Below are 14,770 nucleotides of genomic sequence, written 5' to 3'. Positions count from 1 at the left end.
GCGAGCTATCCATCCCCGAACTAGAAGTACGGGGCTTTCCGCTCAATTTGGTAATTTATCTAAAGTTACATTCACTCGGAGCTACCCATCTTATGAAAAAAAACTCAGTAGGAATGTTGGAAACCTCTTCAAATAAAGTTATTTGTACGCTCAGAGCCTGTTCATGGACTTGAACAGAATTGATCTGTTCAAGATGAATACCCCAATAATCTCCCAGGCTCTCTTGTAGATGATATATGTGAAAAGAGGCTGAAACTTGACTTTCAATAACCTTTACAATCAAGAATAAAGCATTTTGCATTGACCTAACTAAGAGAGCACCTTCAATTTCTAAGGACTGCCCCTTTAAAGAAAGAGTTACTAACAGTAATGAAAAAATTAATCGAATCAGTATTCTTTTTAGAAAAGGTACCTGAGCAATTAGTAGTTGCAGAAAACAAAAAAACATTTCAATCTAATCCAAAGAGCTGAGCAAACCCAAGATTCAAGATCGGGGATAATTTTTAACTTATAATGGTCACGTTTTTCATATAGGCAAATATCTTATTAAATCTATAAAGGTTTTTTTAATAACTTAAACTCGGGTGTACATAGCTAACACATATGAGTCGTAGCTCCGTCAAGCGCAATTAACTGCTTTCGAGCCAATGGATTTACGAGTTACAACGCAGTAGCTAAAGTCGAGACATATAGCGGTTAAACCTTGCTGGCACTATCATGTTGCCAGTGGTGTCCAGTTCGTATCAGGCTCAGGTCAGGAGTATACGATCTTGCCAATTCAAATAAAGAAAATCATTCTCTAAAAAAAGTTTCTGGTTTACAAATGAGTTCCCGCATAACTTTCCTTAGCCCCATTATTTACACCGTGCCGGGAACAACACTCTTCTCTCTATCCGTAAGTCAGCCGTCTGGAATATCAAGATAGAACTTCTGGTGAGGAAAGCTTCCTGTCATGTGAGCAGTGGCTCCTTCTTTAAGCCTTTTATAAACTATTTCAGGTATATTTTTAACCGTAATTGCTTTAATTATCTAACCTCTGAAAATGTTACAGAGATTTCATTGCGGCTGCAAAATGCAATCCATTTAAGTAATCTTGCACCTAACAAGCCTTTAATTCGCGTGCGGGGCAGTCGCTGAAGGCGAAGATGTGTGCTGCATTAATCTCTACAATATGGACACATTCCAGCGCCATATTGTGCCCATTCAATCAGGCATGAGGTACAGAAATAATGTATGTCACAGCTGGCAGGCGAAACTGCCCCTGGAATCATGGCTTCACGGCAAATAGCACATTCTCCAAGAAAATAACCTTCAAAAAAGAAATCAGTGATTGCGAAGAACATTATATGTTCACACTGCTTCAAAATTAATTCCATGAGATATCGAAACCACCCTTCAGCCTGAACAGCTAATTTTTCAGCCTGAACAGCTAATTTTTGTATAAGTTCATAGACTAAAGTTTTATTTGAAAATGAATAGCGGCTATTTTTTAGTTGTAAAGTATGAGTTTGAGTGTCACATATAACGTAAGAAAAGATATCAGATTCTCTTTGTTGTACTTTTACTACAACAAACATTTCATTAACTGAAAAGTCAACTCCTTTGACTCTTTTAAAATCACTTATTGATTTCGCAAAACCATAGTTCCCATCTAATAAAAAGACTAACTCATTGATCACTTCTTCTGACAGTATACTTAGTGGGATTGAGGAATAATGATTACAATGACTATTTTCATTACAGCAAAGTTCAACCCAATGATAACGATCGGAATCTAATGTCGGGAATGAAATATCAAAGAACACTTCCTCAAGTTTGCCCATCTTTGTTAACCCTATTAAAAGATGCATTTTATTATCTACTTCAGAAGAGGTAAATTTAATATTGCTAACACCAAGATTATGTAATGGTTTTGATATATTGTATAAAGCACTGTTTTCTAACAGGCCTGAAAGCCTTAAATCAAAAGAAGTCAACCCCACTGTCTTAGATATTTTTATTTCTTTCATATTGCTATTACTTAAGGTACTTGAGGCTGTTCTATCTTCTAAAATGTCATAAATAAAATTTACAGGTATTAATGCTAGCGCAACGATCAAAAGACAAGTGTCTATTTTATCACCAACTCTACGATGCAAATAAAATTCGTAGTAGTTTCTATACCCAAGTGCAAGTATTGATACCAAACGAAAAACGCCTCTTGAGCCTACGTAATAATCTATTGGCATATAGATGTAGTTGCATAGTGACTCCTTAACAACGTCATACCAAATCGATTGACCTCCTATAGTCACTTGACTCTCATCAGGCTCTTGATAATCTGAAAAGCAAAATCCTGATAAACAAAAGATTGTTAAGGATAGGACCATTAGCTTTTTCCAGAACTCAAATCTTTTCTTCAATTACAAACCTGCTTTCAAACGGATTGAATCAAAAACGTAGACGCACGCAACAAAAAAATCCAGCAGACTGCCATCGTAAACTGTTGGGTTTGGCACTATGAACCTAAATGTAAGCTTCTGAAAAAGCGTCTATACTGACCTGCTCACCATCAACTACTGACATGGTAAATGACGAATGTATAAATCACTTCGAATTTTAGTGATCTTCTTTTTGTTCACAGGTTTATCCGTAACTTGCTATTCAAGCATTGATAAGTTAGCGAATAATAAATTTCGTATCATCAATAGTGAAGGGAAAGTCAAGGATGTCGAGATAGATGGAGTATCTGGATTTATTGACTATTTTGCCGAGGTCTATCATACCAGTCAGAACTGTTCTGGGTGCACCTCCTATTTGTACAGTATTGCGGGAGATAGTTACTATCTTTACTATGAACGTCACTTGCCGCATGCAGATTTGGTGTCAAAATTTCTCAGCTCATATTCACAGATCAGCAATCCACCATCTCTTGGTGTCGTTCTGTTTGAGCCTGGATTGGCATCCAGCGACTCTATTACCATGGCAGCCATTGGAAATGTAAAAATGGATCAGCCACAACAACCTCGCACAATGGTCAGTAGCAGAGTTATTGCTTTAGAGAGAATTTCTGATCAAGATTTACATTTTGAACTGCACTCTGACGGAAGCTCAACTTTAAGTCAGATATCAGGAGATTATACTATTGTAGATCAAGCCTCCTTCAAAGATTAATCGCAACCTTCAACTAGCACCACATAACCAATCACCGACGCCGTCAACGTCGGCAAGGTTTGAAATGGCATATTGCCTATGATTTATTCCATATCCATCTTACTACGTAGAAAGGTCATAAAATCATTAACTCTTTCTGCCATCTGACGTCTAATCCCTGGTTGCTCATGCTGAGGATATGTTGATATTCCAGACTCCAGAATAATGGCTGTTTTAGAGTTTAATACTCGTTGCAATGCTACTGTTTCTTCATATGAGTATACTGCTTGTAAACAAGATCCCCTGAATCAATCAATGATTGAACTCTTGCCACTGTAATTTCGAGAACCTCAAGCAGGCTATCAACCCTGACTACCCACTCTGGCTTGTCAACTAATTGTTGAAGTATATTTTCACCTCCCGCAGCAGACCTGAACACAGCAGCAGATGAAGAAGCTTGCAGGTTTACCTGCTCTTCTTCTGTTAAATAAGGAAACATGACTTGCAACAAAGTTTGAGCAAATAACACTGCCACAACATTAAGGCTGTCATTAGCATAGGTCATTTGGTTACCAATGATACCCATGTTGCAAAGTAACAGAGAGAGAGAAAAGCAGATTTCTAACAGTTTTCATTAAGCAAACACTCTGATTTAAAAGCTAACAGTATAGACATAGCTTTGCCTTCTGGTTGTTAAATCAGTACAGATTTTTGCAATGAGACTTACAGAAAAAACTTTAATCTGGTGATGTTTTTCTTGGTAGTGACGGTGTTGAAAAGTTGTATTGGGCTCCTTAAGAAAAAGCTACTATTCCCGTTCACATTCTAAAAAAATTGCGAAGTCTATCGAAAATGAGTTAATCCGATAAGGGTCAGGAAATTTTGGATGGTATTAAAAAAATAAAAGCTTTTAAGCCCGCTAAACAATAAGTTTCTACGAGAGTCATTGAGAGAAAATAATAGAGGTATTGAGTCAAATCCCGGAAATTCTTAAAGCTAAAAGGTTTGGTGGTGTGAGTGACTTGTCATCTCACACCTCCACGTTCGACAGCTATATCAGAGCAAGCAGGCCAACAGGGTGATACCGACAACGGCAAGCACAATACCTAAAAAAATCTTCAGTTTGCGACCTTTTTTAGCCGACTTTTTCGCTGAATCCAGAGACTCCACGGCTTCTTCAACATTATCTCTGCTTTGAGTGATATGATCTTCAATCCGGCTCACGTCCTGACCTTGTTCATGAACGATACCTTGCAGGTTATGCATTATTTCATGGACATCAGCAACATCCCGCTCAATTTTCATTATTTGGTCATTTCGCTGACGCAACTGGCTCAACTCATCGAAACGAACGTCTAGCAGCACCTTCTGAAGGTAGTCAGCAGCCTCATGGACGTGGTTTTCATCTTCAGATGAAGTTTCCAGCAAATTGACCGCAACATTCAGCTTTTCAAGCACTTTGCCAGCCTCAGGATGATTCTGAAGCTTTGTTTTGGCATCGTCCAGGAGACCTGTGGTTTTCTGTTTCATCGTCACCAGATCCTGCTTAGTATGCGCCCGAGAGCAATCAATTTTGAGACTCTCAAGTCTGGCTGCCAGATTGTTGTCATTCTGGCTCTCCGGCTGGCCTGGTTTTGAAACCGGTCTGGTAATACCTCGTTCTGAAGGTGGTCTGGCAATCGCTCGTTCTGAAACCTGTTTGGCACTGCCCGAGCTCCTTGAACTTTGGTCGGAGTAGTGGGTGTGAGAGAAGTCGCCAGCAGTCTTCATATAACCACAGACGTTATTGAATGCCCTGACCGTACTGCGCCTGAAGCTGGAGGCAAGGTTTCCAAGCTTTTCCAACTTATCAGTAATAGCATTCTTATCAAAGGGTACTGAGCCTGTTTGCAGAAAATTTATCATACTACTCCCTCCATCAATCCTTGTTGTGTTCTTTGTTGTGTTTTTTGTTGTTTGACAAGAATGCTATCAATGGCTGACAAGATCACTAACAGCACTGTCAGTTAGGCTGACATAAAACACCTGGCTGATCAGGAAGGGCAGAGAGAGGAAAAGAAACTTCTCTGCACAGGTCTCCAACCCGTGCAGAGAACGAGACCATCAGACGTGCTTAACCTCATCGATCTCATATTCAACATTGCCGGAAGGTGTATTCACTACCACCACTTCACCTTCTTCTTTACCAACCAGGGCACGGGCAATCGGTGAGTTCACAGAGATCTTGTTGTATTTGATGTCTGCTTCATCATCACCCACGATCTTGTACTCGACTTCATCGTCCGTATCCAGATTAACCATTAAAACCGTGGTACCAAAGATAACCTTACCGGTTTTTTTGATCGTAGTGATATCGATGACCTGAGCGTTGGATAACTTGGCCTCAATATCGTTGATACGACCTTCAGTAAAGCTCTGCTGTTCACGGGCTGCGTGATATTCAGCGTTCTCTTTCAAGTCTCCCAGTTCCCGGGCTTCAGCAATCGCCTGAGAAATGCGCGGTCTTTCCACGGTTTTCAGTTGAGTCAACTCTTCACGGAGGGCTTTTTCACCCTCCACGGTCATTGGATATCGATTCATCCAGTCCTACCTTCGTGCAAATCCTGAAGTCTTCTGACTGTTTTTTCCGAGCCAAAGGCAATGGCCCGGGCAATGGCTTCCGCACCTGCCATGGTGGTGGTGTAGAGAACCTTATTGGTCAGCGAAGATCGGCGGATTTTATAGGAGTCTGCAATGGCCTGACGACCTTCGGTGGTATTGACAACAAAGGCTATATCACCATTGACGATACTGTCCACCATATTTGGTCGACCTTCCATCACCTTTTTAACCCGGGTCACGGGCAGGCCGGCATCTTCGATCACCTGGGCAGTTCCACTGGTAGCCATCAGCTCAAAGCCGGTATCCATCAGCAGGCGCGCAATACCAGGCACCATTGGTTTGTCCTGATCACGGACACTGATGATGACACGGCCACCTTCTGGCAGTGCCATGTTTTCAGCCAGCTGGGCCTTATAATAGGCTTCCGGGAAAGATGCACCAACACCCATCACCTCACCGGTAGATTTCATTTCCGGGCCAAGAATCGGATCCACACCCGGGAACTTGTTGAATGGGAAGATCGCTTCTTTTACGCAGTAGTAGGGAGGTACAATCTCTCTGGTAAAATCCAGCTCTTTCAGAGTTTTACCCATCATGACACGAGCGGCAATCTTGGCCAGAGAGTGACCAATGCACTTGGACACAAAGGGCACTGTACGGGACGCACGCGGATTAACCTCGATCACATAGAGTTCACCGTCTTGCAGCGCCATCTGAACATTCATCAGACCAACAACACCCAGCTCCATAGCCATGGCTTTCACCTGCTCACGAATCTTGTCCTGGATGCGGGGACTGAGACTGTAGGGAGGCAGAGAACAACCGGAATCACCGGAGTGAATACCTGCCTGCTCAATGTGCTGCATGATGGCACCAATAACCACACGCTCGCCGTCGCATACTGCATCGACATCCACTTCTACGGCACGATTCAGGAACAGGTCCAGCAACACCGGACTATCATTGGAAACTTGAACCGCTTCTTTCATGTACTTTTGCAGTTCATCTTCGCCCGCCACGATTTCCATGGCACGACCACCCAGAACGTAGGAAGGGCGCACAACCAATGGATAGCCAATTTCCTTGGCTTTAGCAACAGCTTCTTCAGCACTGCGCACCGTGGCATTCGCAGGCTGTAACAGGTCCAGCTTTTGGATCATGCCCTGAAAACGCTCTCGGTCTTCGGCACGGTCAATCGCATCCGGACTGGTACCGATAATCGGCACACCTTCAGCTTCCAGAGCACGAGCCAGTTTCAGAGGTGTCTGACCACCGTAGTGAACAATCACACCTTTGGGTTTTTCGACATCAATAATGGCGAGGACGTCTTCCAGAGTGACCGGCTCAAAGTACAGTCGGTCAGAAGTGTCGTAGTCGGTAGAAACCGTTTCGGGGTTGCAGTTAACCATGATGGTTTCGTAACCGTCTTCGCGGGCAGCCATAGCCGCATGAACACAACAATAATCAAATTCGATACCCTGACCGATACGGTTAGGACCACCACCGATAACCATGATCTTTTCGTTATCAGTTGGCACAGCTTCACACTCTTCTTCATAGGTGGAGTACATGTAAGCTGTCGTAGAGGCAAACTCGGCCGCACAGGTATCTACACGCTTGAAGACCGGCTTGATCTTCAGCTGACGACGATGGTTACGCACTTCTGTTTCAGAGATCGCCATCACCTCTGCCAGACGCGCATCACTGAAACCCTTACGCTTGAGGCTGAACAAAGTGGTGGCATCCAGCGCAGACAAGTCTTTGCCGACCAGATTCTGCTCTTCTTTAACAATGTCTTCGATCTGGACGAGGAACCAATGATCGATCATGCAGCTGTTAAAGACTTCCTCACGAGTCATACCGGCCCGAAAAGCGTCTGCCACGTAGTATGGACGATCCGCCTTTGGAACAACCAGCTCTGCCTTGATCTTGTCGATAGCACCTTCAGCAGAAACATCCAGCATGGGATTGAAGCCAGTGGCTCCGGTTTCCAGACCACGAAGGGCTTTCTGCATAGACTCCTGAAAAGTACGACCAATAGCCATGACCTCACCCACAGATTTCATTTGGGTGGTGAGACGATCGTCGGCCTGAGGAAATTTTTCAAAGGCAAAACGAGGAATCTTGGTGACGACGTAATCGATGGTTGGCTCGAAAGAAGCCGGTACCACACCTCCGGTAATTTCGTTGCGCAGTTCATCCAGGGTGTAGCCCACGGCCAACTTGGCTGCCACTTTGGCAATCGGAAAGCCAGTCGCTTTGGAAGCCAGGGCAGAGGAACGGGATACCCGGGGGTTCATCTCAATCACGACCATACGACCAGTGTCCGGGCAAATACCGAACTGAACATTGGAACCGCCGGTTTCAACGCCAATCTCACGCAGAACAGCCACAGAGGCATTACGCATGATCTGATATTCTTTATCAGTCAGCGTCTGGGAAGGTGCGACCGTGATCGAGTCACCGGTGTGAACTCCCATCGGGTCAAAGTTCTCGATAGAGCAGACAATGATGCAGTTGTCGTTGCGGTCGCGCACCACTTCCATCTCGTACTCTTTCCAGCCAATCAGGGATTCATCGATCAGCAGCTCATTGGTGGGAGAAAGATCCAGACCCCGCTTACAGATCTCTTCAAACTCATCCTTGTTGTAGGCAATACCTCCACCGGAACCACCCATGGTGAAAGAAGGACGGATGATACAGGGAAAGCCTACCTGATCCAGCACAGCCTGAGCTTCTTCCATGGTATGCGCAATACCGGATCGGGGTGTTTCCAGACCAATGTTCTTCATTGCTGTGTCGAACATTTCACGGTCTTCAGCCTTATCGATAGCATCCCGGCTGGCACCGATCATCTGGACGTTATATTTTTCCAGAACTCCCTTATGGAACAAATCCAAAGCACAGTTCAGAGCGGTCTGACCACCCATAGTAGGCAGTACTGCATCCGGACGTTCTTTCTCAATGATCTTGGCGACTGTTTCCCAACGAATAGGCTCAATGTAGGTCGCGTCTGCCATGCTGGGGTCGGTCATGATGGTGGCCGGGTTAGAGTTCACCAGTATGACACGATAGCCCTCTTCTTTAAGGGCTTTACAGGCTTGGGCTCCGGAATAGTCAAATTCACAGGCCTGACCAATGATGATAGGACCCGCACCCAGGATCAGGATGCTTTCAATATCTGTACGTTTCGGCATCGTTGCTCTCGTAACTTGTCTCAGGCTTGCGGAGCTCTTTGCTCACGAAAGCCTGTTGTCTGTACTGTAAGTCTCTTTTTCAAGCGACCTGATCAGGATTGGGAAGCGGCTGTATGCTCTTCCAGCAGGCTGATAAACCGGTCAAACAGCACCGCCACATCGTGTGGCCCCGGGCTGGCTTCAGGATGCCCCTGGAAACTGAAAGCGGGCCGGTCGGTCAGCTCAATCCCCTGAAGACTGCCATCAAACAAGGATTTGTGAGTGACCCGGATATGCTCAGGCAGTTTCTCTTCAGACACGGCAAAACCGTGATTTTGACTGGTAATCATCACCACACCGGAATCCAGATCCTGCACCGGATGGTTGGCTCCGTGGTGACCAAACTTCATCTTCATGGTGCTTGCACCACTGGCCAGACCCAGCAGCTGATGACCCAAACAGATACCAAAGACCGGGATACGGGTTTCCAGAATATCCTGAATGGCCCTGATGGCATAATCACATGGCTCCGGATCGCCAGGACCGTTGGACAGGAAAACACCGTCCGGATTCATGGCCAGAACCTCTTCGGCAGAAGTCACTGCGGGCACTACCGTCAAACGGCAGCCACGCTGGGCCAGCATTCTGAGAATGTTGCGCTTCACACCAAAGTCATAAGCCACGACATGGAAAGGCTGCTCGTCAACAGACTGGTGATCATCAGACTCCAGAGCCCAGACGCCTTCTTTCCACTCGTAAGGTTCGGAAACCGTGACCTCCTTAGCCAGGTCCATACCTTTTAGGCCAGGGAATGCACGAGCCTTTTCCAGAGCTGCCGCTTCATCAATATGACCGTTCTCATCGGCCACCAGGATACAACCGTTCTGGGCACCCTTTTCTCGCAGGATGCGGGTCAGGCGACGGGTATCAATATCAGCGATGGCTACGATGTGATTAGTACGAAGATACTCATCAAGAGGCATTGTGTTTCGCCAGTTGCTTGCGAGAAGAGGAAGATCACGAATAACAAGGCCGGCTGCGTGAATTTCAGTAGACTCTTCGTCTACGGGAGTAATACCTGTATTACCAATATGTGGATAGGTGAGAGTGACGATTTGACGGGAATAAGAAGGATCGGTGAGTATTTCCTGATAGCCTGTCATGGCTGTATTGAAAACGACCTCACCACTGGTTTCTCCGTCGGATCCAATGGCAATGCCCCGAAAAAGACTTCCGTCTTCCAGAGCCAGTACGGCTGACTTAGTCAATGATTCCTCCCACATTCACCTCATGAAAATCATCTCATTCATGGGCAAAATGATTTTCTATACGCTCAAGGCTGTTCCACCTGCTCCCTTAAAGAGCACGCTCAAAAAAAGCGAGAGGTAAATTGAATCACCGTCTCGCTTTCTTATCCGACTTTTATCAGGGATTTCAGGGGCACGCTAACTGCCTCAATAAATCTAATGCAAATTTTTCGCATTTGAACACAATATTCGTAAAAAGACAAGATTTTCTTCTACCAGGAAACACTTGAATTCAGTGCACTCGTAAACAGGCATTTATGCATTTCGATCAGTCAAAAATCAGAATCATGTAGCAGAAAAACAATGTTAGATGAGTCACCCCCTGGAAAAGGTTACTTTTACCTGATGCGAAGTTCACCATGGAAACCAGCAACGTCAGAACCAACAATAATGCGTCGACATTATTCAAACCCAGAACAATGGTTTTGGATGTCAGAATTCCAATCAGCAACACGGCGGGAATAGTCATACCAATGGTGGCCAAGGCCGATCCCAGACAGATATTGATAGAGCGCTGAAGATTATTGGCTATTGCCGCCCTGATAGCCGCCATGCCTTCCGGAGACAGAACCAGAATCGCCACAATCATACCACCCAGATCCGAAGGCGCCCCCAGTTCATAAATTCCATAATCCACAATCACTGCCAGCTTTTTGGACAGCAATACAATGGGAACCATATAGCAGAGCAAAAGCAGGGTATGCGACGAGACAGACAACTTCTTTTCACTCTTGCGATTATAACCCTCATTATCGCCCACAAAATAGTGCCGGTGCCTCATAGCCTGCATGCCCAGGAAAGCCAGATAGAGGACGACATTCATGACAACGAGAAAGACGATTTGCTCAAGGGAGAAAGTACCTATGGACGTTGACTCAGTAAAATTAGGCAGAATCAAACCCAACACAGAGAGAGGAATGAGAATCCCGAGAAAAGAGTTAGCGCCCTGTAAATTAAACGTCTGCTCAACATGCCTGACCCCTCCCAGAAGCAGCGATAATCCGACCAGCCCATTGAGTACAATCATCAGGACAGAAAACATCACATCCCGACCCAGTGTCGGATTATGACTCCCCGTCAGCATTACGGCTGAAATCACAATAACTTCGATACTGATCACTGACAGGGTCAGTATCAGAGTGCCGTACGGCTCTCCCAGCTGTTCGGCCAAACCATCGGCATGGCGAACCACACCAAAGGAAGACCAAAGCATGACAACAAACAAAAGCAGAAACAGTCCGGCACTGACCCAGTTAGAAGAACCTGTCGTCAAAAAGTGGTTGCACAACGAATAGAACAGTATTGATGCTGCAATACCTGAACAAAGCCCAGGTTCGGATTTGAACACCAAAGGTAGTTTTATCACTGCTCAAGCTACCCGTAAAAAATAGGTTTTGAAGGCTATTGATATGAGGAAAGTAGTCACTTAGCCACATGTGAACAAATAATAGATGAGCTGAGAAAATCTCCCTAATCTTTCCCGGCTTCTTTGCCTGAAAGTCTTCTAAATTCTCCTGATGGAACTAATCACTCTCCCGAGACTCTAATATCCAGTGGACTATTAAATCCGGCAGTAAAGGAGTACGCCAATGAACATTATAAACCATGCCATCAAGCTGATGACTGCATTACCCGTAACTACGAGTTTGTGCGTCAACGCTGATAGTACAAAACAAGAAAAAGAATGCTCCCTGAACGCTACGCCGGCCGATTATGATATTGGGCGCCTCATTAAGACAGGAACCACGACAGAAGCAGTCTTTCTTTTTGCTCAAAAAGCCTCAATGATCAGTCCGTATGAGATTCACCGTTTTACCCAGCTTAACATTACTCCGGAATTCGTTGCATCGTTTCATCCTGGAGCGGCTGGTGAACCAGCTTTTATAAATGAAATCCTACAGGCAGTGTTAAGCCCCCAAACGGCGAATGGGTTCGGAGGTACATTATGATTAATAGTCACTTTCCAGCTCAGTCCGGACTTACCAATGAACTGTTAACACAAGAAAAAACCATTAAAGCAGAAAAAGGCGAACAAAATATTACTGATACCTTTGCCAGTCAGGCAAACCATAATATAAACAGAACCTTTAAGAATGATATTTGTGCAACTTCTGTCATAAACCAAGTACACACACCGGAAAGTACCCTGGAAAAACCTTTTCCTGCCCCCCCAACTAAACTAGAGCATTATTATGTTTCAACTCATGAAGGAATTACATGGCATAACAAAAAAAGAAAAGCTTATGAAAGTTCGTCCGCAGAGGCACTTCCAGAAAAGTTAAAAAGCAGTAAAGAGTCTTCTATTATCGAAAGTAGTGCTCTCCTGCAAGCTGGTTGTTTGATACCAAAGGACAAGCAATGGATATCTTTTCTTCAGGATTTTTTCAGGCAGATACCGATTCATGCATCATCTATGAATAGAATTACCTCTTTACAAAGTAAAGCTGGAAAAATTAAAGAAATCGTTTTTCTGGTAGAAGCTAGCCACGGTCGGGGTTATGGAAATTTAAACCTGTATATAGAATTCTTAAGGAATTTTGTCAGACTTTCTCCTGGCACTTTACATCTGGTTCGCTTTTCTGGCTATGAACCTACTCTTAGCAACAAATTACCAAATCTTCTTTCTGGTTTACCTGCACGTGACATTGATGAATTTATCATTTATGGGGAACACAAATTATCGTCACCAGAAATAAGACCGGATAAGCTATTTGGTATTCCATACATCGTAGAAGAGACAATACCAACCCATCTTTTATCAAAAAACACACTACAAATTTACACCGTTTGGGACTCGTATAAAACATCAACAAAAGCTCCATTATTTCAAATAACTAACTATAGGTGGTTCCCTGAATCTACAAGGGAAATGCCCCTGAAAAACCTAGAAAATCATCTGCCCATTTATCCATATGAGATCAATAAAGATACGTCAACACCAGAGTTAATGAAAAGGGATATAGCTAACAGCTTAGAAAATCCAGTCACACAAGGTTATGATACTGAAAAACTAGCTCAATTTTTTACCGAATTATTGCAATCGGCCAAAGAAAATAAAATATATCTAGCCCTTTCCTATCATGCTTCGGGGATGTTAAAACATGAGTATTACAATTACACAAATGCCGCTAAAGCGTGTTTTGGCGATAAGCCTATCATTATTATTGCACCACACAGCGAGAAGATCGACCTATCTGAAAAAGAAAAAAAAGAGCTCAGTGATACTGGTAATATAGAGTTTTCAACTAATTACTGCCTGGACTTTACTGCTGAGAAATCACTTAAAGATAAGGTCACCGTATTTGAATTTACTTTTTTACCGAAGCGACTGTTTGAGTTGATTTGTTATTTTTCCAACATCCCCATTTATGCACCGGGAGCCAGCACCGCTAATATTGCACAATGCTTAAATAAACCCTACCTTGGACTGAGCAGATGTGGTCATGAAATACCAACAACAGGCAACCCAAAACTCTTAGGCCGCTGGAAAGTAGCTAATAGTGCATTTCATTTTAATCCATTCCTTATGCAAGAGGTTAAATCAGCTCTGTTAACAATGAGCAAAGAGCAAATAGAGTTATGTGACAGAAAAATCAAACATGATCTCTGGTATACCCCTGAGAATGCCCATTTAGAACTCAATAAAATATGTAGAGTAATCACAGACGAAATCCTGAGATATACTGGGCTAATCTCAACGTTAATTCCGCACTTTTTTAATGGAACGGATACCTCAAAAATCCATGAATATACTCATCTATCAGCTGATGATCGGCAAAGTTACTTTACCCGGTTATTAGACGAAGGTAGATTACCCGAGTTTTGCCAGTACGTCTGTGATAAATCAAATGAAATAGTGCTTGATTATATGTCTCAAACAACTAAGCCAGGAGATAGTTTTTATGAACTGGCCAGAGCATTACAACAAAAGGCATTGCATCCTGACAACAACATGATGTTGGAAGTATTAGAAAGAAATCTTCCGGATAACTGAAATCCGGCTCAGCCAAAAATACCTTGTTCAGGGGGCTTTGAATAAATCCCCCCCCTTCGCACAACTTCCAGCATCTGTACCTGGCCAATGGCTTCGATAAAAACATCCAGCTTTCTGCGGTTCCGGTCAGCTGCACAGAACGAACCCATTCAGAGACAAAACTATATTTCCCTCCCAGGGGAACTAATATCTCTCCCGAAGCTCAAATACCAATAGTGCTTTCTAACTTTCGTGATGAGCATGGATATTTGAGGCGAAGTAAGGAGTCATAGCCTTAGCTATGGTGACGATCGCCAACGCAGGATTAAGGCTCAAATCTTCAGCGCAATAGGGAGTTAGAAAGTTCGATTGGTATGAAAGGACTATTGAACCCGGCAGTAAAGGAGTACGCCAATGTACATTACAAATGCCATCAAGCTGATATCTGCATTACTCATAACGATGAGTTTTTGTGTCAACGCTGATATTACAGAACAAGAAGAACATTGCCTGAACGACGCACTGGCCGGTTATGATATTGAGCGCCTCACAGAGGTGGGAACCACAGCAGAAGAAGTCTT

At 43.9% G+C, this 14,770-nt stretch carries 10 protein-coding genes; 3 read left to right on the top strand and 7 right to left on the bottom strand.

From position 1 onward, the window contains the following. Window positions 1-1,157 precede the first annotated feature (1,157 nt). Window positions 1,158-2,402 (bottom strand): RING finger protein, encoded by a 1,245-nt coding sequence (locus KDK17_RS01200; RefSeq protein WP_257274602.1) that lies wholly within the window; start codon window positions 2,400-2,402, stop codon window positions 1,158-1,160. 175 nt (window positions 2,403-2,577) lie between these two features. Between KDK17_RS01200 and KDK17_RS01195 the strand changes: the two genes are divergently transcribed. Next, complete coding sequence (locus tag KDK17_RS01195; protein ID WP_257253327.1) at window positions 2,578-3,153, top strand: hypothetical protein; 576 nt, start codon at window positions 2,578-2,580, stop codon at window positions 3,151-3,153. A 238-nt stretch (window positions 3,154-3,391) separates the two neighbouring features. Here KDK17_RS01195 and KDK17_RS01190 read toward each other — a convergent pair whose 3' ends face one another. The 6 genes from KDK17_RS01190 to KDK17_RS01165 form a co-directional block, all read right to left on the bottom strand. Further along, entirely contained in the window at window positions 3,392-3,718 is a 327-nt protein-coding gene (locus KDK17_RS01190) for a hypothetical protein (protein WP_257274600.1), read from the bottom strand. A gap of 470 nt (window positions 3,719-4,188) precedes the next feature. After that, complete coding sequence (locus KDK17_RS01185; protein WP_257253325.1) at window positions 4,189-5,037, bottom strand: hypothetical protein; 849 nt, start codon at window positions 5,035-5,037, stop codon at window positions 4,189-4,191. A 198-nt stretch (window positions 5,038-5,235) separates the two neighbouring features. Further along, window positions 5,236-5,712: a transcription elongation factor GreA gene (gene greA, locus KDK17_RS01180; RefSeq protein ID WP_257253324.1), complete on the bottom strand. Its 477-nt coding sequence runs from the start codon at window positions 5,710-5,712 to the stop codon at window positions 5,236-5,238. After that, entirely contained in the window at window positions 5,709-8,930 is a 3,222-nt protein-coding gene (carB, locus tag KDK17_RS01175) for a carbamoyl-phosphate synthase large subunit (protein ID WP_257253323.1), read from the bottom strand. Before carB ends, greA begins: the two co-directional genes overlap by 4 nt. Before the next feature lie 92 nt (window positions 8,931-9,022). Further along, window positions 9,023-10,177, bottom strand: a complete 1,155-nt coding sequence (carA, locus tag KDK17_RS01170; RefSeq protein ID WP_257253322.1) for a glutamine-hydrolyzing carbamoyl-phosphate synthase small subunit — start codon at window positions 10,175-10,177, stop codon at window positions 9,023-9,025. A 307-nt stretch (window positions 10,178-10,484) separates the two neighbouring features. Then, on the bottom strand, window positions 10,485-11,489 hold the full coding sequence (locus KDK17_RS01165; RefSeq protein WP_257253321.1) for a calcium:proton antiporter: 1,005 nt from the start codon (window positions 11,487-11,489) through the stop codon (window positions 10,485-10,487). Between the two features lie 316 nt (window positions 11,490-11,805). Between KDK17_RS01165 and KDK17_RS01160 the strand changes: the two genes are divergently transcribed. Both KDK17_RS01160 and KDK17_RS01155 read left to right on the top strand, forming a co-directional pair. Next, on the top strand, window positions 11,806-12,165 hold the full coding sequence (locus KDK17_RS01160) for a hypothetical protein (RefSeq protein ID WP_257287159.1): 360 nt from the start codon (window positions 11,806-11,808) through the stop codon (window positions 12,163-12,165). Next, complete coding sequence (locus KDK17_RS01155) at window positions 12,162-14,210, top strand: hypothetical protein (RefSeq protein ID WP_257287158.1); 2,049 nt, start codon at window positions 12,162-12,164, stop codon at window positions 14,208-14,210. Before KDK17_RS01160 ends, KDK17_RS01155 begins: the two co-directional genes overlap by 4 nt. Window positions 14,211-14,770 lie beyond the last annotated feature (560 nt).

Source organism: Endozoicomonas sp. SESOKO2, assembly GCF_024606245.1.
Classification (GTDB): domain Bacteria; phylum Pseudomonadota; class Gammaproteobacteria; order Pseudomonadales; family Endozoicomonadaceae; genus Endozoicomonas_A.
This window is presented reverse-complemented; position numbering and strand designations above follow the sequence as displayed.

What these genes read in the sequence shown, in the direction of transcription:
- KDK17_RS01195 (WP_257253327.1), top strand. Translation starts at nt 2,578, where the DNA reads ATGTATAAATCACTTCGAATTTTAGTGATCTTCTTTTTGTTCACAGGT.
- KDK17_RS01190 (WP_257274600.1), bottom strand. Translation starts at nt 3,718, where the DNA reads ATGGGTATCATTGGTAACCAAATGACCTATGCTAATGACAGCCTTAAT.
- KDK17_RS01185 (WP_257253325.1), bottom strand. Translation starts at nt 5,037, where the DNA reads ATGATAAATTTTCTGCAAACAGGCTCAGTACCCTTTGATAAGAATGCT.
- greA (WP_257253324.1), bottom strand. Translation starts at nt 5,712, where the DNA reads ATGAATCGATATCCAATGACCGTGGAGGGTGAAAAAGCCCTCCGTGAA.
- carB (WP_257253323.1), bottom strand. Translation starts at nt 8,930, where the DNA reads ATGCCGAAACGTACAGATATTGAAAGCATCCTGATCCTGGGTGCGGGT.
- KDK17_RS01160 (WP_257287159.1), top strand. Translation starts at nt 11,806, where the DNA reads ATGAACATTATAAACCATGCCATCAAGCTGATGACTGCATTACCCGTA.
- KDK17_RS01155 (WP_257287158.1), top strand. Translation starts at nt 12,162, where the DNA reads ATGATTAATAGTCACTTTCCAGCTCAGTCCGGACTTACCAATGAACTG.